We start from the raw sequence: 22,072 nt of genomic DNA on the forward strand, positions 1-22,072 counted from the left end.
CAGATCGGCGCGAACCCGTCGCTGCGGCTCGGCAGGCACTCGCAAGTTCCAACGAGCGCTCATCGGCTACTTAGAGAATCGAGTCAGGTTCTGGCCTGGCCGGGCTGGGGCTCAGGTGCCCGGGGTTGTCGCTCTCACATCGGCTGCCCCCCGTCCGCGGTGTGGCTCTCATTTGGTTTGCGCAGCCTCGGGCATCGCCAGGGCCGGGAGAGGCTCAAGAGAGGAATGCGCGCCTGAAGTAGCGGAGCCCTCCCGCGTCCGACATCCGTCTTGGGCAAGGGAGGAACGCTGATGAGCAGTACCGCATCCCCAACGGCTGTGGTGATCGGGATGGACCCGCACAAGCGGTCGGTCACGATCGAGGTGATGGGCCGCCGACGAGTCGGTCCTGGACAGAGACCGGTTCGACACTGACCCGGCCGGCTTCGCCGCGATGCTCGCCTTCGCTGGCCGGTTCGGTGAGCGGGTCTGGGCGATCGAGGGCTGCGCCGGGATCGGGCGCCACGTCGCGACCCGTCTGATCGCCGAGGGGGAGCGTGTCGTCGATGTTCCGGCGAAGCTGTCCCACCGGGTCCGGCTGTTGACCTCGGGCAATGGCCGCAAGACCGATCACGCCAACGGGCACTCCATCGCCCTGGTCGGGGTTCGCCGGAGGCTTAGCCCGACTGGTGGTGCTCGGCGGCGAGAGTTCGCCAAGCGAAGCTAGATGGACGTAGATGGTCACCCGGAGGAATTCGCCGCCGAGCGGAGCCCCGCGCCGGGCTGGCGACGTCCTCCCCAATCAGGCAGTGCAAGCGTCTGACCAGCAGAAACGCCCCCGGCAGAAGCCGGGGGCGTTGCTGGAGCCGCTTATCGGAATCGAACCGATGACCTATTCACTACGAGCGCTGCGGATCCAGTTGGACAGCAATGGAATTGGGCAACCGCATCGTCCACGGACGTCCACAGTCGACCACCCCGCGACCTTGCGCTGGATGGTCAGTTGGATGGGCAGTCGACCACGGCTTGCAGATCCGCCACACAAACGCCGGACGACTCCCCGGGTCGCTCAGCGTCGGTTACGTGGGCGCCACCACCACTTCTGCGGCGACGGCGACGCAGCGCCGATGTTTCCTGGACGGGGTCCGCCGGGCCATGGCCGCAGGCGGCGCCTCGCCTCCGCCGCCGCCGAGCACAGCCTCACGGATGGCGTCGAGCTCTCCAGATGTCTTCGACCTCGAACTGCCCCTCGACCAGGCCGCCGCCGGATACCAGGCCATGGACACCCGGCAGGCCACCAAAGTCCTGCTCCGCCCATGACGGACCGGACAACGACAGCCATGCCGCACCTGGGCTACGCCCCGGACTGCGAGTACCTGGGCGACCAACCGGACACCGAGCCCCGCCTCGACCAGCCGCGGGCCCGGCTCACGTCCGGACTTATTGCGACCGTGGTCTTCCTGACCGCCATCGCGCCGCTGGCGACCGACATGTAGGGCCGGCCTTTCCCGCGGTCGCGCGTGACCTGACCGGAACCGCGACCCAGGTCCAGCTCACCCTGACGACCTTCTTCGTCGGCATGGCCCTCCGTCAGCTGATCGGCGGGCCCGTCTCCGACCAACGCGGCCGACGCCGACCGCTGCTCGCCGCGATCGTGGTCATGACCGTGGCGTCGATCGCGTGCGCGGTCAGCCCCACGATGGGGTCATGATGGCCGCACGGTTCGCGCAGGGCTTCGCTGGCGGCAGCTGCGGGCCCGACCCTACGGCCGCGGCTGTGCGGCATCCTGACCAAGTGTTGGCACAGCCGCAGCGCACAGGTGCGTTCGACATACTCGGGCGGTGCTGACTCAGGGTCGATAGGGACCGACTGCTTTGCGCGGGATGCGTCGACCTCCTGAGCGCCTCCCACCCGGTCCCAGCGCGTCGAGACGGAAGCGGGCTCCAGCCGCGAAGCCTGGCTAAGGACTCAGAGAGGCACGGTGCTTTCCCGGACCACAAGGCTCGGCCGGAGCAAGACCTGCTCGGGCTTGGCGCCTGTGTCCCTGAGTAGCTCGAGGAGAAGGCGCACGGTGTGTCGTGCGGCCAGATCGAGTGGCTGGGCGAGGCTGGTCAACCCCGGGGTGACGACGCGTGCGCCGACGCTGTCGTCGAATCCCACGACGCCGACGTCACGGCCGGCGACAAGGCCCCGCTCGCGGCAGGCGTTGAGCGCGCCGATGGCGACCGTGTCGCTGACACACACGAACGCGGTGGGTGGTGTCTTCCTGTCGAGCAGTCGACCTGCGAGCTGCCTGCCGCTGCCGATGTCGTCGGATCCGCGGACGGCCAGATCTCGGGTCGAGAAGCCGTGTGCGCCCATGGCACGACGCCAGCCCGACTCGCGGTCGTCACCGATGCCGCTGGGCCTGCCCCAATCCAGGTAGGCGATGCGCCGGTGACCATGTTCAGCGAGGTGGTCCACGGCCTGCTCCATACCGGCGGCGCCATCGACGTCGACCCACCACGTGTCCGACATGGCGTTTCCCCAAGGGCGCCCGAACGAGACGAAGGGGACGCCTCGTTCGAGCAGGAAGGTGATGCGAGGGTCGTTGCTCTGGGTGTTCGTGATCACGAAGCTGTCGACGGTATTCGTGCTGAAGATCTCCTGGATCACCCGGATCTCTTCCTCGTCGGTGGCGGCGGCATGGCAGAAGACGGCGTGGTCCGCCTGCCGCGCCGCCAGGGAGAGCTCGTAGAGGTAGCTCGCGAGTATCCCGCCGGACTGAGACTCACGATCCGTCGGCAGCAGCCGAAAGCCTACGGCTCGCGGGGACTTGGTCGAGAGCGAACGCGCAGCCTGGTTCGGTCGATAACCCAGTTCTTCCACGGCTTTGAGAACCCGGCGCACCGTTGCTGGGCTGAGACGCTCCGGGGCGTTCAGCGCATAGTGAACGGTCTGCTTGGAGACTCCCACCCGGGCCGCCACCATGGCCATGGTGGGCCTTGACGACCCAGCCGTTCGCTCAGCGGCCGGCCTGCGCCCGCGCGCCTGATTAGCTGGTGAATCGGTAAAACCCATGGGCTCATTCTCCGGGCCGGTGGGTGTGCCGTCAACAATGCCTGACCGGCTCGCCCGTCGCAAGGTGGCAAGATCGGATCGGGACCGCCGTCGCGCGTCCTACGTAAGGTGAACGTTGGCGCTACCTCGCGAGCAGCCTGTCCTTGCAGGCCTTTCGGCGAGAGGGACGTCGCGGTGGGGCGCGACAGGCACGGATCGCCCGCCGCCTTGTCAGCTGCGAACACCCCCTTGACTTGCCGTGACCTGCGCCACTACCGTCTTGCTTTACCGGTAAACCTCCCCTCGCGTAGCGGTGCCCCCCACTCGACCAAGTGCCCTGACGCGGAAACAACCAAGAGCAGTTCTACGGCGACGTGCCGCCAGCGGAAGGAACGACGATGTTCAGTCACAGCAACGTGATCACGGGGGTGGCCGCCACGACTGTGGGCCGCCGCAACCTCCTCAAGGCGGGCATGCTCGCCGGCCTTGGTGTGGCCGCCGGGCCGACGCTTGCGGCCTGCGGCGGAGGCTCCTCCTCGGCTGCACCTGGGTTGACGTGGGCGGGCTGGGACGGGCCGCCGCAGTCTGATCGGTTCCGTCAGTTCTCCGAGAAGATGACCAAGCAGCTCGGGGTTCAGGTGACCTACCAACAGGTCGTGGGTGACTACCTCTCCAAGCTGATGTCGCAGCTGTCCGCCGGCGCTGCGCCGGCCGCGTTCTACGTCGGTGACATCTACATGGCCAAGCTCATCGAGACCAAGCAGGTGCTCGACCTCACCAGCTACCTGGGCAGCAACGGCGCCGCGGTCAAGCAAGACGACTTCTACGAGGGGCTCTACGAATGGTGCCGCCCCGCCGATGGCGGCCCCGGGCTGTTCGGGCTGCCGGTGGACTGCAACCCGGCCGTGTTCTGGTTCAACAAGGACCTCCTGGCCCAGGCAGGTGTCAGCACCGACCCGGCTGCCCAGTTCGAAGCGGGCACCTGGACCCAGGACGCACTGACCGAGATGTTGGACAAGATCCGCGCCACCAAGAAGAAGGGTCTGTTGATCGGTGGCGGCTGGTACGACTGGTTCGGGTGGATCTCCACCTTCGGCGGAACGCTCTTCGACGAGTCCGGTAAGGCGGTGTTCGACACCGACCCCAAGGCCCTGGAGGCCTTGTCGTGGTTGCTCGAGCAGCTCAAGTCAGGGAACATCACCTACACCGGTTCTCTGCCCCAGGGACAGAGCGGTGACGTGCTGTTCTACGCGGGCCAACTGGCCACCATCGCCACCGGCCGCGTGATTCTGCCGAACGTCAAGAAGCTCAAGTTCGGCTACGACATCGCCCCCTTCCCCTCCCCGTCGGGCAAGGACATCATGCCGGTGCCGGTCAACACGGCAGCGCTCTCGGTCAACGCCAACGCCAAGAACCAGGCCAAGGCGCTGGAGTTCCTCGGCGCCTACGTGAACGCCGAAGGCCAGAAGTTCCGCCTGGCGGACGGTGGCAACGCGGTGCCATCGGTCAAGGGTCTGGACCAGATCGTCACCGAGGGCAACGATCCCGCGCACGGCAAGCTGTTCAACGACGTGGCGGCCAAGGGCTACGCCGTGCCCAGGGCGATCGCCAGCAAGCCCAAGGTCCTCACCGAGCTCCCAGTGCTGGTGGACAAGATGTTCAAGGCGGGCAACGAGACGCCGGAGTCCTTCAGCCGCAAGGTGGTCCAGTTGATCAACGGCGCCTCCTGATGGCCGTGCTGACCACCGGATCCCCGACCCGGGCGCAGGGCGGGTCGGAGATCCCGGATCTCCACCGAAGTCGGGCGCGCCGGCGCCGGCGACGCGCGGACACAGTCGCGGCCTACCTGTTCCTGACCCCACAGCTGGTTGGTCTGGCGGTGTTCATGGTCGGCCCCCTGCTGTTCGCTCTGGTGCTCGCCTTCTACCACTGGGACGGGTTCGGCACCCGCTCCTTCGCCGGACTGTCCAACTTCGGGGACGTGCTGTCCGACCCGCGCATCCGGCACTCGGCGATCAACACCCTCTGGTTCACAGTGCTGCAGGTGCCTGGGCTGCTCCTCACCGGCTTCTTCTTCGCGGTGCTGATGCAGCGTGCCGGCAAGTTGACCCCGGTGTACCGGCTGGCGTTCTTTGCCCCGGTGGTCACCTCCTCGGTCGCGGTGGCGGCGATCTGGCTGTGGCTGTTCAACCCCGACATCAGCCCGGTCAACCACGCGCTGAGCGCGATCGGTCTGCCGACGCCCAACTGGCTGCAAGACGCCCGGTTCGTCATCCCTGCATTTGCGATAGTCGGGATCTGGCAAGGCCTGGGCTACCAGCTGGTGATGTTCATGGCCGGGCTGCAGAGCATCGACCGGTCGTTCGTGGAGGCCGCCGAGCTGGACGGCTGTTCGGAGTGGCAGAAGCTTCGGCACGTCACCGTCCCGCTGCTGTCCCCGACGATCCTGTTCTTGTCGATCACCGGCATCATCGGCTCGTTCCAGGTGTTCGACTACATCTACGTCTTCTTCGGCAGCACGGCCCCGGACGCCTCGCGCACCATCGTCTACGAAGTCGTCCAGATCGCCTTCGGCGAGTTCGACTTCGGGCAGGCATCGGCTCTCGCCTTCCTCCTGTTCCTGGCCCTCCTAGTGGTCACCGGCTGCCAGCTCGCAGCCCAGAAGAGATGGGTCCACTACACAGAATGAGTACCTTCTCCGACACCAACAGGCGCGCGGTCAAGGCCGCCAAAGCGCCCTCTGGCTCCGGCCGCCCCGCGCATCACAAGCTGCTGCTGCACGCGATTCTTCTCGTCGGCGCAGTCGCCATGGCGCTGCCGTTCGCCTGGATGCTGTTCTCCTCGTTCAAGCCGCTCGGAGAGATCTTCATCCAGCCGCCCAAGCTGTTCCCCGAACAGTGGAATCTCGAGGGGTACAGAACCGCCCTGAGCGGCGCCGACTTCGTCCGCGGGTTCTGTAACAGCACCTACATCGCAGTGACGATCACGGTCGTCTCCCTGCTCACCTCGGCGATGGCCGCCTATGCGTTCGCGCGGATCGACTTTCGCGGCCGCCGTGGACTCTTCATGGTCTTCCTCGCCACCATGATGGTTCCTGGCCAGCTCACGATCATCCCGCTGTACCTCATCATGGGGTGGCTGGGCTGGGTGGACACCCACACCGCGCTCATCGTGCCCCCCGCACTCTTCAACGCCTTCGGTGTCTTCCTGCTGCGTCAGTACATCAGGGGCATCCCCCTGGAGCTGGAGGAAGCCGCTCAGCTCGACGGCGCCAGCCGGATCCGCACGTTCGTGACGATCATCCTGCCGCTGCTGCGCACCCCTCTCACGGCGCTGGGGATCTTCACCTTCCTCGGCCAGTGGAACAACTTCTTCACTCCGCTGATCTTCCTCAACAGCTCCGACAAGTTCACGCTGCCGTTACTGGTCAACCAGTTCAAAGGTCAGTACACCTCCGACTGGCCTGCGCTGATGGCCGCCACCACCTTGTTGGCGGCACCCATTCTCATCCTGTTCGCGGTCGCGCAACGCCAAATCGTCGAGGGCATAGCGCTGTCCGGCTCCAAGTCCTGAGCGGAAGAGCTTCAGGTGAACCCGGGTAGAGGCCACCAGTCAACGATGCCAGCAATTGAGCCCCACCCCCGATACCCATCCGAGAAGGGCAACGCATGACCTCCCACGGCGACCCCGCCGCGAAGCAGGATCCCACCCACGACACCGCAACAACATGGTCCGAGCACGCCACCGCTTGGACGCTCAGTACCACCCAGACGAACGACAACTATTTGCCGACCTTCCTCGGCAACGGCTACTTCGGTGGCCGGATCCCCGCAGCGGGGATGGGCTACGCGACAGAGCCGATCGAGACTCAGGCGCACCTGGCCGGGTTCTTCGCCCAACACGGCCCGGTCGAGAGGGACGCGAACATCCCGACCTGGTCCACGCTGGCGTTCTCGGACGAGTCGGGCACCTACGGACGGTTGCCGACGCCTGGAGGTGAACAAGACGGCCGCGAGAACGGCTCGGTGAGCCACTACCGGCAGTCGCTGGACCTGCGGGCCGGACTGCTGACCACACACGCGACGTGGACCTCGCCGGCGGGACACAGCACCGATCTCACCTATCAGGTGCTGGTCCATCGGGCGCGTCACCGGGTGGCCGCGGTGCATCTCACCTTCACCCCACACTGGAGCGGGCGCGCGCGCGTCACCGGGATCTTCGACGGCACCAGCGCCGGGCTGACCGAACGGCCGAGCAAGGGTTACGACGGTGAAGCGGCGGAGTCGTATGAGACGGTGACGACGCTCGGCACGAACATCAGCGCAGCGCTCGCCTCGCGGCTGGAACTGCCCACCGGGGTGGCGGCACAGACCGACCAGTTCGAGACCGACGAGCTCAGGTCGGTCGGCGTGCAGGCAACCTTCGATGTGACAGCCGGAACCACGTACACGGTCACCAAGTACGTCGGGATAGCCAGCTCCCAGGACGCCGAGGACCCCTTGTCCGCTGCTCGCGCCGCCGCGGCGGCCGCGGCGGATACCGGGTACGTCGACCTGCTGGCCGAGCACGAGAGGGCATGGGCCGAGCTCTGGCGCGCTGACATCGAGGTCCTGGGTGATCCGGAGCTGCAGCTGCAGGTCCGCGCGAGCATGTTCTACCTGCTGCAGAGCACCCGTGCCGGGGTGAACTGGAGCCTGTCCCCCTGCGGCCTGTCCGGTGATGGATACGGCTACAACGGGCACATCTTCTGGGACACGGAGACCTGGATGTATCCAGCGCTGCTCGCACAGCATCCGGATATCGCGGTGGGCGCGAACACCTATCGGCAGCAGCGTCTGGCGGAGGCACGCAGATATGCGACCCTGACCGGGTTCGCAGGTGCCAGGTTCCCCTGGGAGAGCTCCCTGCGAGGAGACGAACAGACCCCACCCGGCTGGGAGATGGGCGAGCTCGAGCACCACATCACCGCTGACGTCGCCCTCGCCCAGTGGCAGTACTACCTCGCCACCGGCGATCGCGGCTGGCTCGCGGAGAAGGCCTGGCCGGTACTGGAGGGGGCCGCCGACTTCTGGGTGAGCTCCGCTGTCGCCAATGAGGCCGGCGGCTACGACATCAACAAGGTGATGGGTCCGGACGAGTATCACTTCCCTGTCGACAACAGCGCGTACACCAACGTCGCGGCCGCCGAGACCCTGCGGATCGCCACCCGCGCGGCGAAGGTGGTTGGCGTGGCCGCGGACCCGAACTGGACCCGGGTCGCCGATGGACTGCGGGTGCCGTTCGACGAAGATCGGAACATCCATCTGCAGTACGACGGCTACGACGGCGAAACCATCAAGCAGGCCGACGTGGTCATGCTGCAGTATCCCTGGGAACACCCCATGCACCCCGAGGTGGCGCGCAACGACATCGACTACTACGCGCCGCGCACGGACCCGGACGGACCGTCCATGACCGACTCCATCCACTCCATCGCCCACGCAGCGCTGGGTACCCCAGGGTCCGCCTCCTACGACTTCATGCGCCGCAGCGTGGAGCCGTTTCTGCGCGGACCGTTCAACCAGTTCGCCGAGGGACGTCACGCAGGCGTGTTCACCTTCACGACCGGACACGGGGGATTCCTGCAGATCTTCCTGTACGGCTTCAGCGGCATGCGCTGGCGTGAAGACCGAGTCAGGCTCGACCCGATCCTGCCACCTCAGCTGCTCGGCCTCACGCTGCGCCGGATCTTGTGGCAAGGACGCGCGTTCGACGTCGCCATTGGCCCGGAGCGCACGACGGTCACGCTGACCGGAGGCCTCCCGATGACAGTCGAGGTCGCGGGCAAGACCTTCCCGCTGCACCAGTGCGAACCGGTCACCGTGCCCACCCGACGGCCTGGCCAGGGGCCTACTGGCGACCCCACCCGGTGTGTCGAGGCCGCGAGCTCGCCCATCCCGACCACCTCTCCTCAGGTGCCGTGACCGGGAACGCGCCGGCATCTCCCCAGAGTTCACCGGGAGCTTCCGTGACCACGACTTCGCCGCCCTTCCGGGACGCCTCGAGACCGCTCGAGGAACGCCTCGAGGATCTGCTCGCCCGTATGACGCTGCAAGAGAAGATCGGGCAGATGCTGCAGCTGGACGCCCGGGACGACCTGGATTACGTCGTGGCGAACAAGCTGGCTGGGTCGATCTTGCACGCCTCGCCCGAGCGCATGCTTGCCGCCATCGAGCTGTCGGCAGCCACCAGGCTGGGCATTCCACTGCTGACCGCCGACGATTGCATCCACGGCCACTCGTTCTGGCCCGGTGCCACGATCTTCCCCACCCAGCTGGGGATGGCCTGCTCCTGGGACGCCGAGCTTGTCGAGCGCATGGCCCGCGCCACCGCGGTGGAAGTCGCCGCGACGGGTATCCACTGGACCTTCTCGCCGGTGCTGTGCATCACCCGCGACCTGCGATGGGGCCGCGTGAACGAGACCTTCGGGGAGGACCCACTTCTCATCGGGGAGCTGGGTGCCGCCATGGTCCGTGGCTACCAGGGAGCTGGACTGCACGACCCGACAGCAGTCCTTGCCTGCGCCAAGCACTTCGCGGGCTACTCGGAGACGCAGGGCGGACGCGACGCCAGCGAGGCGGACCTGAGCCGGCGCAAGCTGCGCTCGTGGTTCCTTCCGCCGTTCGAAAGGGCCGCCCGCGAGGGCTGCCGCACGTTCATGCTCGGCTACCAGTCGATCGACGGGGTCCCGGTCACCGCGAACAGGTGGCTGCTGAACGACGTCCTCAAGGACGAATGGAAGTTCACCGGCACGCTCGTGACCGACTGGGACAACGTGGGCCGGATGGTGTGGGAGCAGCGGGTCTGCGCCGCCGACGTCGAGGCGGCAATGGTCGCCGTACGCGCGGGAAACGATCTGGTGATGACGACCCCGAGCTTCTTTGAAGGCGCCCAAGAAGCGGTGCGCCGAGGCCTGCTCGGTGAGAAGGAGATCGACGACGCCGTACGCCGCATCCTGCGCCTGAAGTTCGAGCTCGGCCTGTTCGAGGACCCGCGTGCGCCCGACCCCGAGCGACAGCGGGCCGTGATCGGGTGCCGCGAGCATGCCGAGCTCAATCTCGAGATGGCCCGCCGTTCCTTGGTGCTGCTGCGCAACGACGGCGTGTTGCCCCTCGAGGGAGGGCTCACTGCGGACGACCGCGGGCGCGCCCTCGCGAACGGTCAGGTCCGCACGATCGCGGTCATCGGCCCCAACGCCGACGACCCGCAGGCCATGCTGGGCGACTGGGCCGGCGCGTCGGGTCAAGTGGACTGGATGCCGGACGGGCACCCGCGCGAGACCGTCACGACGGTGCTCGACGGGTTCCGCTCAGCCGTTCCCGACGGGTGGACTGTCACCTACGCCCGCGGCACCGACATCGAACGCCTCGTGCCAGACCCGGAAGGGCCGGAGTACCTCGACGGGCAACCACGTCCGCCCCTGTTCACGCCCGCGCCAGTCGACGACGCCCTGATCGCGGAGGCGGTGAGCGCCGCGCGTACCGCTGACTACGTTGTCGCTGTTGTCGGGGACACAGTCGCGTTGACGGGTGAGGGTTGCTCCACCGCGACCCTCGATCTGCAGGGCGGACAGGTCGCCCTCCTCGAGGCGCTCGTCGCCACCGGAACACCCGTCGTCGTGGTGCTGCTCCACGGCAAGCCCTCGGTACTCCCCGACGCCGCGCTGGCGGCGACAGCGCTGATCGAGGCCTTCAACCCAGGCATGAGAGGAGGCCAGGCGTTGGCCGAGCTCGTGCTCGGTCTCATCGAGCCGTCGGGACGCCTGCCCCTTTCAGTGCCACGGCATGTCGGGCAGCAGCCCGTCTACTACAACCAGGTGCGGGGCCAGCATGGTGAGCGTTACGCCGACCTGACCCAGGAACCATTGTTTGTCTTCGGAGAGGGCCTGTCCTACAGCGCGATCGAGTACACCGATCTCGCCATCATCGACGAAGTCGTGGCATTGGACGGCGTGGTTCGCGCCGAGGTGACCGTCTCCAACACCGGCGCCCGACCGGTGCTGGAGACCGTGCAGGCCTACATCAGCGACCTCGTGACGAGCGTCACGTGGGCGAAACAGGAACTGAAGGCCTGGCAGCAGGTCACAGTCCCACCCGGTGACAGCGTACGGGTCCAGCTGAGAATCCCCGCCGCCGCCTGCTCCCTGGTCGACGCCGAAGGGCGCCGGGTCGTCGAGCCAGGCGCCTTCGACCTGCTCGTCGGACACAGCTCACGGGCGGCCGACCTGCTTCGCGCCCGCTTCATCCTCAGTCAGCCATGACCTCCCTCCCCCGCCAAGTTTCAACGACCAGAGGTCAAGACGCAGACGCTTCCGTTTGCGCCGCGTGGTGGATGCGGGCGAGGAGCGGTCGCCACCGGTCGGCGCGTTTGGCGGCCTCGATCTCTGCGGACGTGAGGCGCACCGAACTGGCTCCTCGGTGATCTGCTTCTCGCGATGTTGGGTGTGGATCGCCGCGCCTTCGGCCTCGAGCCGGGTCGGGTTCGTGGCCGCGCTGGCTTCGTCGCGGCGGGTTTCGATGGCGGACTGGTCCGCGCCCTCGTGCGCGAGGGACCTGATTGAGAACGTCGACGGCGTGGACCTCGACGGGCTCGTCGGGGGCGGTGGCGAGGTCCGGGGTCGTACCTCCTGTCGACATAGAGCCGGTTGCTATCGCGTCCCAGCTGCACGCCTACGCTGGCGACGCCAGGGTGGACAGCCATCAAGCGACGCCGGCCGTCGGCAGACCGCTCTCAGCTGGCAGGGACGGCGCCCATCCGACCTGAATGCTCTCGACAGGCGCTCCGCGCGCAGAGACCCGTTTCAACCACGAAGGGTCGCTGCGGCCTTGCTGACCTGCGTCTGCCAGGAGTTGACGAAGAGAGGTAGATGGTCACTTAGATGGTCACCCAGTCATGCACCGCTGAGCAGAGGCTTACACCGAGTCGGCGATAACCTACCGAACAGGCGCGGTAACAGGCGCCTGACCAGCAGAAACGCCCCCGGCAGAAGCCGGGGGCGTTGCTGGAGCCGCTTATCGGAATCGAACCGATGACCTATTCATTACGAGCGCTGCGAATCCAATTGGACAGCAATGAAACGGGCAACCGGCATCGTCCACGTACGTCCACCGTGGACCGCACCGCGACCTTGCGGTGGATGGTCAGTTGGATGGACAGTCGGACCACGGCTCGCATATGCGCCACACGCCCCGAACGCCTTGGCACGGTTGGCCGCGAAGTGAGCCGGCGCCGGCACGCGCGCAGTCAGGCGCGGTCCCTCTCAGTGAAGGCGAAAGTGAACCACAAAGCAGCGGCCACGAGCAGTGGGATTCGCCAAGCTGGAGCTTCGAGCCAGAACGTGACAACACAAAAGGCGAACAAAGCCCCGATCGCGAGAAAAAGGTTGACAAGACTCTTCTTGCCTAGATGCATGTCAGTGCTCCCATGTTCAATCCCAGTATGCCGCGTTGCGCCTCTTGGCAGCCGCCTTCTTGGCCGCCTGGCGCCTCGCATAGTCTCCATCGCTGCTTGGCTTACGGCCGTGCCAGTCGTAATCGTCGTGGGGACGGTACTTGGGCGGCGTGCCCCACCCATTGCAGCTCCGAGTCCCGTACAAGCCAACGACCGCTCCAGCGAAGCCGGCGAGGCGGCCGCCAGAGAACGCGAGGATGCCCAGCCTCCCCTCGGCGTCGGCGTCGGCCCACTCGTCGGCATCGTAGGTTCTCTCGACATGCGCGGCCTCGACGGCCCACGCGGTAGAGCGGTCCGTCCCGACCCGGTGCGTCCGCTGACCGCGCTTCGGCAGTATCCGGCGCAACGCAGCGACCACCTCTCGCCCGGTCGCACGGAGGGCGTGGTCGGTGGCTGCGGGGTTAGCCAGCAGCGCGCCCCACACCGCTAGGGCGACCCCTAACCAACGCGTCCAGTCCTCGAGGGCTGCAGCACTCCCCGTCACCCGACAAGGGCTATCACAAAAAGGGGGCCTTGCCGAGTCGTGTGCCGCGGTGGGCTGCCGCCACTTGGACGCGTTCCCTCTGAGCCTCGGACGGCTGCGAGTCTTCGAGCGCGTCGACCTGGCGGACGTGACGCACGCTCATCGGCATGTGGGGACGTCCCGCACCTTAGAAGTGATCGTTTCCGAAACGTGCTGGCGCGGGGTATGGGTCCCGTGCAGGCTCGCTAGCGAGTTGGAGGAAGAGCGTCCCGCTCTCCCCAACGCAGCCAGCGCCGTCGGCGGCCGTACTGACCCCTGCCGAGCCGGATCACCCGTGGCCGGACGAGGTCTCTTCCAACCGATTCGGATCCTCTCGGGACAAGGTCGCTCTGACGAAAGTTCAGCCGGACATCGTCGCCGAGGTGAGCGCCGACCGGGCCACGCACGCTGGCGCCTTCCGGCACGCGGTCCGGTTCATCCGGCACCGTCCTGACCTGGATCCGGACCTGAGGTCACACACCTAATCCCGCGCCGCGCACCCCGGTGCCACGCGCCACAAGGGGCTCCGCGAGGTTGCTTCGACCTGCGTCTGTCAGGACTTCGTGAAGGGAGGTAGAGGAACACTTAGAGGGACACCCCAGTCAGCCGCCGCCGACCAGAGAGCCATACGCGGGATCCTCGATGACCTACCGGGTAGGCAAGAATCAGCGCCTGACCAGCAGAAACGCCCCCGGCGTGGCCGGGGGCGTTGCTGGAGCCGCTTGTCGGAATCGAACCGACGACCTATTCATTACGAGTGAATCGCTCTGGCCGACTGAGCTAAAGCGGCTGGCCGTGATCGGCGCGACAGGCGCGACCGAGCACGGAGGTTGAGTATACGCACGACCCCTGCCGGAGAAAAATCGCCCGCTGGACCCGCGTCAGACCACGCGTCGGGCCCCTTGCCGGTGGCCCGTCAGGAGCCGCATGTGTACTCGTCCTCGGGCGCGAGGAACCGGCCAAGGTAGTCCTCGACGACGTCGTCCGCGCAGTCGTTGCCGGTCCCGTAGGCCCCGTGCCCCTCGGTCGAGACGGTGACCAGCCGAGAGCGCACGATCTCGCCGGCGAGCGCCTCGGTGTCCTCGATCGGGGTGGTCCGGTCGTCCTCGTTGCCGATGACGAGGACCGGTGTGGCGACGTCCGCGCCGACGAGCAGGGTCTCGCGCAGCGTGCCGGTCCACCCTTCGCACGGGTCGGGCCCAGGTGGCTCGATGCGCGCCCAGAGCGGGTGGTTGTCGAGCACGTCGCGGCTCGGGACGACGGAGTCCCACGGCGTCGGCGGCCAGTCGGCGCAGGAGACCAGCAGATGCGAGCGCCCGAAGGTCGTGGCGGGGTACGTGCCGTCCTCATCGCGCTCGGTGACGACCATGGCGAACCATGCGAGGTCCTCGCCGTCGTCCTCGTTGATCGCGAGGTCGAGCGCGTCGACGAGGGCGGGCCACGAGCTCGGGTCCTGAAGCCCGAAGCCGATCGCCGTGCTCGCCCAGCCCTCGGTGAGCAGCGGCAGGCTCTCGTGGCCGCTGGCGAGCGGCCTGCGGTCCAGTTCGTCGAGGAACTCGACGAGGGTGCGGGTGACGGCGTCCGTGTCCTTGCCGAGCGGGCACTCGATGCTCGAGCCGCAGTCGGTCGCGAAGTCGTCCACGACATCGTCGAAGTCGTACGCCCAAGCGCGCGCCGCCGCGTCGACCTCCTCCTGGGTCGGCTCCTCCTCGCCGAGCGCGTCGGGCAGGACGGCGGAGTCGAGGACCATGAGGCCGACCCGCGAGGTGAAGAAGTCGGCGTAGACGGCGCCGATCATCGTGCCGTAGCTGACGCCGTAGTAGTTGAGCCGCTCGTCCCCCACGGCCGAACGCAGGATGTCGAGGTCGCGCGCGACCGACTCGGACCCCATGTTGGCCGCGAGCACCCCTCCGCGGGCGAGGCAGCGGCGGTTGCGCTCGGCGGGAGCACGCCGGTACGCGGCGCGCTCCGCGGCCGTGTCGGGGGTGGGGTCAGCGGCATACGCGGCATCGAGGTCGGCGTCACTGAGGCAGTCGACTGCGTCGGACTCCCCCATCCCCCGCGGGTCGAAGCCGATGACGTCGTAGCGCTCGCGGACTGCGTCACCGAAGAAGGACGGGGCCTCGCTGACGAAGTCGATGCCGGATCCGCCGGGACCGCCCGGGTTGATGAAGAGCGAGCCGATCCGCTCCTTCGGCACCGAGGCCTCGAGCCGGCGCAACGCGATCGACGTCGTGCCACCGGCTGGGTCCGCGTAGTCCACCGGCACCGTGACGGCGCCGCAGTCGAAGAGCTCGTCGTCGTCGCACGAGTGCCACGAGACGGCCCTGCCGTAGAACGCCGCCAGCTCGGGCTGCTCGGGCGCCTCGGCGACGACTGGTCCCGGGAAGGAGATCCTCGTCGTCGCCGGCCGGTCAGGGTCCGCTCGCTTGCCGTCGGCGTCCCCCGGCCCGGAGGACGCAGGGCTCGGTGTGGCGCTGCCACCGGACGCGATCGGCGGTGGCTCGGCAGGCCCGTGGGACGGGGCGACGGCGAGCAGGAAGAGCGCGGCGAGGACCGCGGCGGAGAGGAGGGGCGCGAGCAGTCGGCTCAGCAGGTCGTGCCGTCGGCCGGCGCCGTCCCCCTGAGCAGGTACCCGTCCACGGCGGAGTCCACGCACGAGTTGCCAGCGTAATAGGTGCCGTGTCCGTCGTGGTCGGAAGTGAGAAGAACGCCCGATGCGAGGTCGTTCGCGAGCTGTTTGGTGCCGCCGATGGGTGTCGCGGGATCGCGTTCGTTGCCGATGACGAGGATCGGGTCGGCGCCGACGGCGAGCGTCGTGCCCTTCGGGGTGCGGCCGGCCGTGGGCCAGGTGCGACAGTTGTCGTAGAGCTCGCCTGTCATCCGCGCCCACAGGGGGTGGTCGCGCCTGGCCCTCGCCTGGGCGGCGGCGAGCGACGGGTCCGACGACGCGCGAGGCCAGTCGGCGCACCGCACCGGGATCATCGCCTGCAGGTAGGTGCCGGGTGCGTAGGCGCCGCTGATGCTGCGCTCGACGACCGACATTCCCTTGGCGAGCAGGATGTCGCCCCTGCCGGCGAACGCCTGGGCCAGGCCCTTGTTGAGTGTCGGCCACGAGGTGTCGGAGTAGAGGCACATGAAGATGGAGAAGCCGACCCAGCCCTCGCCGATGCGGGTCAGACCCGGCTTGTTCGTCGTGAGGCCGTGGCGCTCGACGTCGTCGAGCAGGTCGACGATCTTCTGCCGGGCTCCGGCCTTCTCCCTGCCCAGAGCGCAGTCTGGGCGGCCGACGCACCAGTCGATGAACGCGTCGATCGAGGACTCGAAGCCCTGGATGTCGTAGGTCATCTCCTGCGCCTCGGTCTGGTTCGGCGACATGGCCGAGTCGAGGACCATCCGGCCGGCCTTCGCGGGGAACAGGTCGGCGTAGACGGCGCCGAGGAACGTCCCGTAGGAGCCACCGAAGAAGTTGAGCTTCTCGTCGCCGACGAGCACGCGCAGGACATCCATGTCGCGGGCCACCTCGGTCGTGCTCATGTGCCGGGCCCGGTCTCCGCCGCGCTCGGCGCAGCGCTTCGTCACGCCGTCGACGTCGGCGAGCAGCTCGGAGCGCTCGGCCGCGGAGTCGGGCGTCGGGTCGGCGCTGAAGAGCAGGTCCATGTCCGAGCTGGTGAGGCACCCGACCGGACTGGACCCGCCGATGCCGCGAGGGTCGAAACCGACGACGTCGTAGGCGGCACGCAAAGCCGGCGAGAAGACGAACGACGCGTACTGTGCGTACTCCACGCCGGAGCCGCCGGGACCCCCGGGGTTGATGACGAGCGAACCGAGTCGCTTGGCGGGGTCGGTGGCCGGGGCCTTGCGCAGCGCGAGGGTGAACCGGTCGCCCGTGGGCCGGGCGTAGTCGACCGGGACCTCCATCGTCGCGCACTGGTGCCTGGCGTTGTCGGAGCAGGATGACCAGTCGAGCTTCTGGGTGTAGAAGGTGGCGAGCGCTGCCGCGTAGTCCTTCGTCACGGGGCGGCTCGGCGTCGACCCTGGCGACGTCGACCCGCTCGCGCCCGGCGCCGTCACGCGGACCTGGGGCTGCGCGACCGGCGGAGGGCTGCCGATGCGCCACGCCGCGAGGACCACGGCGAAGACCACCGCGAGGACGGCGACCGAGGCGAGCACCGTACGCAGCGGCGACCGCGGTCGCGCGGCATACGCGCCCGGATGGGGCGGCTGCGCGCCCGGGGCCGGCGGCGGGTAGTCCGACGGCAGGGCGGCATACCCTGTTGGGCCGTCAGGGAGGTCCTCGGGCCGTGGGGGGTCGTTCAGCACTTGAGGCCGTCCTTGGGCACGCGACCCTGCACGTAGTAGGCGTCGATGGCGCTGTTGACGCACGTGTTGCTCCGACCGTATGCCGTGTGCCCGTCGCCGTCGAAGGACACGAGGACCGCGTTGTCGAGCTGGTCGCGCAGGCGCACGGACCACTCGTAGATCGTCGCGGGGTCACGGGTCGTGCCGACGACGACGATCGGGTCGCTGCCGGCCGCTTTGACGGTGTGCGGCCCGACGGCCGATTTCACCGGCCACACGCCGCATGGAAGAGCACTCCAGGCGAGGTTCGCACCCCATGTCGGCGCCTTGGTGGAGAAGTCCTTGGCGTACCTCTCGTATGCCGAAAGGTCGGGGCTGTCGGGTCGGTCGAGGCAGTTGACGGCGAAGATCGACTCCAGGAGGTTGCCGTCGTACCCGCCGCCGGGACGGCGGTGGGCGTAGGAGTCGGCCAGCGCCATGAGGGCCTGTCCGTTGCCCGACTGCGCCTCCTTGAGCGCGTCGGTGAGGAACCCCCATGCCGCTTGGTCGTAGAGGGCGATGGCGACGCCCAGGCGGGCCCAGCCCTCGGTCAGCCTCGGCGCGCTCGGGTCGCCGGTGGGGAGGGGGTTGCGGTCGACCTGCCGGAAGAACTCGTCGAGTCTCTTGCGCGCCTCGTCAGGCGTGCTGCCGAGCGGACACGTCGCCTCGGTGACGCAGTCCTCGAGGTAGGCCTGCGTCGCGATCTGGAAGCCGCGGGCCTGGCCCTCCCCCAGCTCGGCGCTCGTCAGGTCGGGAGGCACGACCCCGTCGAGGACGACTCGCCCGACGCGCTGCGGGAAGAGGTCGGCGTAGGTGGACCCGAGGAACGTGCCGTAGGACTTGCCGAGGTAGTTGAGCTGGGAGTCGCCGAGCGCGGCGCGCAGGATGTCCATGTCGCGGGCGGCGTCGGTGGTCGAGAGGTGCTTGACGAGGTCGGGGTTGTCGGCCTCGCAGCCGGCCGCCATCGCCTTGGCCTGCGTCAGCAGGGCCTGCTCCTCGCTCGGGTCGTCAGGTGTCGGGTCGGTCGACAGGAACCGGTCGAGAGCCCGGTCGTCGAGGCAGTCGATCGGGTCGGAGCTCGCAACACCGCGCGGGTCGAAGCCGACCAGGTCGTAGTAGCGGCGCACCTCCGGGCCGCCGATGGTCTCGGCACCGCCGCGGACGTAGTCGATGCCGGACGCGCCGGGCCCGCCGGGGTTGACGAGGAGCGAGCCCAGGCGCTTCGACTGGTCGCGCGCCTTGACCCGCGCGACCTTGATCGTGAGGTCCTTCGACGGGTCGGGGGCGGCGTGGTCGAGCGGGACGCGGAGGCCGGCGCACTCGAGGTTGCCGCACTTCTTCCACTCGAGCTTCTGGGCGTAGTAGGGCGCAAGGGCCTGTGTGGGCGGCGCCGTCACCGGAGGAAGGCCCGTCTTCGAGGCCGGCGCGACGGGGGGCTCGGAGGTCGTGCACGCCGCGGTGGCCAGCACCAGAGCCGTCATCGCCAGGGTCGCGGTGAGGGCACGGGCGATGGCGGCAGGGCGTGTCGTCATGTCCGAAACCGTAGCTGGTCGACCTGTATGCGACGGCGCCCGAGTCCGGGTCGTGACCGCATCGAGCCCGGGCTCGGGGTCTGGACCCTTGGACGGGGGGACGTCCGGAACCGGCCGAGGGCGCGTGCCCTCAGACGCCGAGGTCGCGCGGCACCCGCAGCTGCAGCGCCATCGCCTCGAGGGCCAGCAGCGGTGACACGTTGGCGTTGATGCGCTCACGCGCCTCGTTGATGGCGTCCATGGCCGCGAGCAGCTGTTCGGGGGCGAAGACGCCGGCGAGAGCGCGCACCTTGTCGACGGCGTCGGGGTTGACGAGGTCGACGTCGGAGCGCAGCCGAAGGACGAGTGCGTCGCGGTAGACCGACGTGAGGTCGACGAGCGCCCGGTCGACGACGTCACGGGCGTAGCGCGTGGCCCGCGTCTTCTGCTCGCGCTCGAGGGCGGCCAGCTGCGAGCGGATGTGTGGCGGCTGGGTGCGGGCCGTCGGGTCGGCACCGAGCGTCTCCATGAGTCGGGCGCGCTCGGCGGCGTCGCGTTCGGCACCGGACGCGCTCGACTCCTCGTCGGCGATCTGGGCGAGGTCGGCGGCCGCGCCGATGGCGTCACCGACGCCGAGGATCTTCGTCGCCATGGCGATGACGTCGCGCCGGCGGATGCGGGCCTGCTCGTCGCGGGCCAGGCGGCGGGCCAGGCCGACGTGAGACTGTGCGGCGCGGGCGGCATACAACGCCATGGCGGGGTCGATCCCGTCGCGGCGCTGGAGCAGCTCGGCGACGGCCTCGACCGGCGGCGTGCGCAGACGCACGTGGCGCGAGCGCGAACGGATCGTGACGATGACGTCCTCGAGGCTCGGCGCGCACAGCATCCAGACGGTGCGCGGCGTGGGCTCCTCGAGCGCCTTGAGCAGGGCGTCGGCGGGGGCGTCGGTGTAGGCGGTGAGGCGGTCGGCGTCCTCGATGATGATGATGCGCCAGCGGCCCACCGACGGGCGCAGGGCAGCCTCCTGCACCAGAGCCCGGGCCTCGGCGACCTTGATCGACAGCCCCTCGGTGGCCACGACCTTGACGTCGGCGTGGCTGCCGTCGAGGGCCGTGCGGCACTCGCGGCACTCGCCGCACCCGCCGTCAGGGCACTGCAGCGCGGCGGCGAACGCGCGGGCCGCCGTCGAGCGGCCGGAGCCGGGCGGTCCGGTGAAGAGCCAGGCGTGGGTCATGGCGGACTCGTCGCGCACCGCGCGCGAGAGCGTCTCGATGGTGGGCTCCTGCCCGACGAGGTCGTCCCAGACGGTCATGCCCGGCCCGTCGTCACGCGGTCGACGCCGTCGACGACGGCGGCGTGGAGGTGCTCGACGGACCTGCTGGCGTCGAGGACGAGGTAGCGCTCGGGGTCCTGCGCGGCGAGCTCGAGGTAGCCGCGGCGGACGGCGGCGTGGAAGGCGTCGGCCTCGGACTCGAGCCGGTCGTGCACGTCGCCGCGACGCTCGCGACCGACCTCGGGCGTGACGTCGAGGACGATCGTCAGGTCCGGGAGGAGGCCCCCGACGGCCCAGTGCTGGAGGTCGGTGATCTCACTCGGGCCGAGCTCGCGGCCGGCGCCCTGGTAGGTGATCGAGCTGTCGACGTAGCGGTCGGTGATGACCACCTTGCCCTCGGCCAGCGCCGGGCGGATGAGCTGGTCGACGTGGTGGGCCTTGTCGGCCGCGAAGAGCAGGGCCTCGGCCCGCGCCGACACGTGGTCGCCGTGCAGCACGAGCTCGCGGATCTGTGCGCCCAGGGGTGTGCCGCCAGGCTGGCGGGTCACGACCACCTCGCGCCCGCGTTGCTCGAGCGCGTCGGTGAGCAGGCGCACCTGGGTCGACTTGCCCGCGCCGTCACCGCCCTCGAAGCACACGAAGAGCCCGGGGGCGGTGTCGACTCGGGGGGTCGCGGCCGCGAGGTTCTCCGTCACGCCCCGAGCCTATGCCAGCATCCCGACACGAGCCCCCGCACCGCCCCTCCCGCAACACACCGAGAAAGGTCACAGCGCACCGGGATCGGACCGCGGTGAGCTGTGACCTTCTCGGTCTGTTTCCAGGAAAGGCGGAAGGGGTCGGATCAGCGGCGAGCGATGAGCTCCTCGGCGATCTGGACCGCGTTGAGGGCGGCACCCTTGCGCAGGTTGTCGCCGACGACGAAGAGCACGAGGCCCTTGCCCTCCGGGGCGGCCTGGTCGGCACGGACCCGACCGACGTAGACGTCGTCGCGGCCCGTCGCCTCGAGCGGGTTGGGCACGTCGGTGACGACCACTCCGGGGGCGTTCTTCAGCAGGTCGAGCGCCTCGTCCGGCGTGATGTCGCCCTCGAACTCGGCGTGGATCGCGAGGCTGTGGCCGGTGAAGACGGGGACGCGCACGCACGTGCCCGACACCCGCAGCTCGGGGATGTGCAGGATCTTGCGCGACTCGTTGCGCAGCTTCTGCTCCTCGTCGGTCTCGAGCGATCCGTCGTCAACGAGGGAGCCGGCGAGGGGCACGACGTTGAAGGCCACCGGCACGGCATACACGGCGGGGTCGGGCACGGTGACCGCGCGCCCGTCGAGCGCGAGACCAGCGGGGTCACCAGCGGCATACGTGCCGCGCAGCTGGCCGTCGAGCTCTTGGACGCCCTTGCCGCCGGAGCCGCTCACGGCCTGGTAGCTCGAGACGTGCAGCCGGACGAGGCCGGCCTTGTCGTGCAGCGGCTTGAGCACCGGCATGGCGGCCATCGTCGTGCAGTTGGGGTTGGCGACGATGCCCTTGGGGATGTCGTCGAGGTCGGCCGCGTTGACCTCGGAGACGACGAGCGGGACCTCGGAGTCCTTGCGCCAGGCGCTGGAGTTGTCGATGACGGTCGCGCCCGCCGCGGCGACCTTCGGCGCGAGCTCCTTGGAAGCCGCACCGCCGTTGGAGAAGAGGGCGATGTCGATGCCGGAGAAGTCGGCAGTGGCCGAGTCCTCGACCGTGACGTCCTTGCCCTTGAACGGCAGCGTCGTGCCCGCCGAGCGCGCCGACGCGAAGAACCGCACCTCGTCGACCGGGAAGTCGCGCTCCTCGAGGAGGGCACGCATGACCCCGCCGACCTGACCCGTTGCTCCGAAGACTCCAACTCGCATGTCACAAGGTTACGGCCCGGGGCAGGGTGCCCCGGGCCGCGTTCATTCCTCGGTCAGGCGGG

16 protein-coding genes and 1 tRNA gene are annotated in these 22,072 nt (G+C 68.8%); 8 read left to right on the forward strand and 9 right to left on the reverse strand.

Features of this window, described 5'->3' with window-relative positions; genetic code table 11:
* Positions 1-433: 433 nt before the first annotated feature.
* The 3 genes from H9I49_RS13905 to H9I49_RS24475 all read left to right on the forward strand — a co-directional run bounded on the left by H9I49_RS13905 (position 434) and on the right by H9I49_RS24475 (position 1,690).
* Positions 434-706 (forward strand): hypothetical protein, encoded by a 273-nt coding sequence (locus tag H9I49_RS13905; RefSeq protein ID WP_255523932.1) that lies wholly within the window; start codon positions 434-436, stop codon positions 704-706.
* 589 nt (positions 707-1,295) lie between these two features.
* Positions 1,296-1,475 carry a hypothetical protein gene (locus H9I49_RS23985; RefSeq protein ID WP_255523933.1) on the forward strand — a complete coding sequence of 60 codons (180 nt, stop codon included), beginning with the start codon at positions 1,296-1,298 and terminating at the stop codon, positions 1,473-1,475.
* Between the two features lie 29 nt (positions 1,476-1,504).
* Positions 1,505-1,690 carry an MFS transporter gene (locus H9I49_RS24475; protein WP_370587590.1) on the forward strand — a complete coding sequence of 62 codons (186 nt, stop codon included), beginning with the start codon at positions 1,505-1,507 and terminating at the stop codon, positions 1,688-1,690.
* 257 nt (positions 1,691-1,947) lie between these two features.
* Here the strand turns inward: H9I49_RS24475 and H9I49_RS13915 are convergent, their stop codons facing one another.
* Positions 1,948-3,039, reverse strand: coding sequence for a LacI family DNA-binding transcriptional regulator (locus tag H9I49_RS13915; protein ID WP_188030947.1), 1,092 nt, complete (start codon positions 3,037-3,039; stop codon positions 1,948-1,950).
* 377 nt (positions 3,040-3,416) lie between these two features.
* Here H9I49_RS13915 and H9I49_RS13920 point away from each other — a divergent pair, with 377 nt between their 5' ends.
* The 5 genes from H9I49_RS13920 (at position 3,417) to H9I49_RS13940 (ending at position 11,317) form a co-directional block, all read left to right on the forward strand.
* Positions 3,417-4,748, forward strand: a complete 1,332-nt coding sequence (locus tag H9I49_RS13920) for an ABC transporter substrate-binding protein (RefSeq protein WP_188031240.1) — start codon at positions 3,417-3,419, stop codon at positions 4,746-4,748.
* Positions 4,748-5,707, forward strand: coding sequence for a carbohydrate ABC transporter permease (locus tag H9I49_RS13925; protein WP_188030948.1), 960 nt, complete (start codon positions 4,748-4,750; stop codon positions 5,705-5,707). Before H9I49_RS13920 ends, H9I49_RS13925 begins: the two co-directional genes overlap by 1 nt.
* Positions 5,704-6,591 carry a carbohydrate ABC transporter permease gene (locus tag H9I49_RS13930; RefSeq protein WP_188030949.1) on the forward strand — a complete coding sequence of 296 codons (888 nt, stop codon included), beginning with the start codon at positions 5,704-5,706 and terminating at the stop codon, positions 6,589-6,591. The genes H9I49_RS13925 and H9I49_RS13930 overlap by 4 nt, the downstream gene beginning before the upstream one ends.
* A gap of 95 nt (positions 6,592-6,686) precedes the next feature.
* Positions 6,687-8,981 (forward strand): glycoside hydrolase family 65 protein, encoded by a 2,295-nt coding sequence (locus H9I49_RS13935; protein ID WP_188030950.1) that lies wholly within the window; start codon positions 6,687-6,689, stop codon positions 8,979-8,981.
* Between the two features lie 44 nt (positions 8,982-9,025).
* Complete coding sequence (locus tag H9I49_RS13940) at positions 9,026-11,317, forward strand: glycoside hydrolase family 3 N-terminal domain-containing protein (RefSeq protein WP_370587574.1); 2,292 nt, start codon at positions 9,026-9,028, stop codon at positions 11,315-11,317.
* A 1,167-nt stretch (positions 11,318-12,484) separates the two neighbouring features.
* Here the strand turns inward: H9I49_RS13940 and H9I49_RS13945 are convergent.
* From H9I49_RS13945 to H9I49_RS13980, 8 genes are all read right to left on the reverse strand, one after another.
* Positions 12,485-12,991, reverse strand: coding sequence for a hypothetical protein (locus tag H9I49_RS13945; RefSeq protein WP_188030951.1), 507 nt, complete (start codon positions 12,989-12,991; stop codon positions 12,485-12,487).
* 731 nt (positions 12,992-13,722) lie between these two features.
* Positions 13,723-13,799 (reverse strand) — tRNA-Thr (locus H9I49_RS13950).
* A gap of 126 nt (positions 13,800-13,925) precedes the next feature.
* Complete coding sequence (locus H9I49_RS13955; RefSeq protein ID WP_188030952.1) at positions 13,926-15,668, reverse strand: alpha/beta hydrolase; 1,743 nt, start codon at positions 15,666-15,668, stop codon at positions 13,926-13,928.
* The gene (locus tag H9I49_RS13960) at positions 15,599-17,332 is read right to left on the reverse strand and encodes an alpha/beta hydrolase (protein WP_188030953.1); all 1,734 of its coding nucleotides are present in this window, start codon (positions 17,330-17,332) and stop codon (positions 15,599-15,601) included. Before H9I49_RS13960 ends, H9I49_RS13955 begins: the two co-directional genes overlap by 70 nt.
* Positions 17,326-18,882: an alpha/beta hydrolase gene (locus H9I49_RS13965; RefSeq protein WP_188030954.1), complete on the reverse strand. Its 1,557-nt coding sequence runs from the start codon at positions 18,880-18,882 to the stop codon at positions 17,326-17,328. The genes H9I49_RS13960 and H9I49_RS13965 overlap by 7 nt, the downstream gene beginning before the upstream one ends.
* A gap of 130 nt (positions 18,883-19,012) precedes the next feature.
* Positions 19,013-20,173: a DNA polymerase III subunit delta' gene (locus H9I49_RS13970; protein WP_188030955.1), complete on the reverse strand. Its 1,161-nt coding sequence runs from the start codon at positions 20,171-20,173 to the stop codon at positions 19,013-19,015.
* On the reverse strand, positions 20,170-20,829 hold the full coding sequence (gene tmk / locus H9I49_RS13975; RefSeq protein WP_188030956.1) for a dTMP kinase: 660 nt from the start codon (positions 20,827-20,829) through the stop codon (positions 20,170-20,172). Before tmk ends, H9I49_RS13970 begins: the two co-directional genes overlap by 4 nt.
* A 146-nt stretch (positions 20,830-20,975) precedes the next feature.
* Positions 20,976-22,010, reverse strand: coding sequence for an aspartate-semialdehyde dehydrogenase (locus H9I49_RS13980; RefSeq protein WP_188030957.1), 1,035 nt, complete (start codon positions 22,008-22,010; stop codon positions 20,976-20,978).
* Positions 22,011-22,072: the final 62 nt, after the last annotated feature.

It is taken from the genome of Terrabacter sp. MAHUQ-38 (assembly GCF_014518425.1).
In the GTDB taxonomy this organism is placed as follows: Bacteria; Actinomycetota; Actinomycetes; order Actinomycetales; family Dermatophilaceae; genus Terrabacter.

Coding starts and splice junctions, on each gene's coding strand:
- H9I49_RS13970 (WP_188030955.1), bottom strand. CDS start 20,173: ATGACCGTCTGGGACGACCTCGTCGGGCAGGAGCCCACCATCGAGACG.
- H9I49_RS13920 (WP_188031240.1), top strand. CDS start 3,417: ATGTTCAGTCACAGCAACGTGATCACGGGGGTGGCCGCCACGACTGTG.
- H9I49_RS13980 (WP_188030957.1), bottom strand. CDS start 22,010: ATGCGAGTTGGAGTCTTCGGAGCAACGGGTCAGGTCGGCGGGGTCATG.
- H9I49_RS13905 (WP_255523932.1), top strand. CDS start 434: ATGCTCGCCTTCGCTGGCCGGTTCGGTGAGCGGGTCTGGGCGATCGAG.
- H9I49_RS13935 (WP_188030950.1), top strand. CDS start 6,687: ATGACCTCCCACGGCGACCCCGCCGCGAAGCAGGATCCCACCCACGAC.
- H9I49_RS23985 (WP_255523933.1), top strand. CDS start 1,296: ATGACGGACCGGACAACGACAGCCATGCCGCACCTGGGCTACGCCCCG.
- H9I49_RS13930 (WP_188030949.1), top strand. CDS start 5,704: ATGAGTACCTTCTCCGACACCAACAGGCGCGCGGTCAAGGCCGCCAAA.
- H9I49_RS13965 (WP_188030954.1), bottom strand. CDS start 18,882: ATGACGACACGCCCTGCCGCCATCGCCCGTGCCCTCACCGCGACCCTG.
- H9I49_RS13925 (WP_188030948.1), top strand. CDS start 4,748: ATGGCCGTGCTGACCACCGGATCCCCGACCCGGGCGCAGGGCGGGTCG.
- H9I49_RS13915 (WP_188030947.1), bottom strand. CDS start 3,039: ATGGGTTTTACCGATTCACCAGCTAATCAGGCGCGCGGGCGCAGGCCG.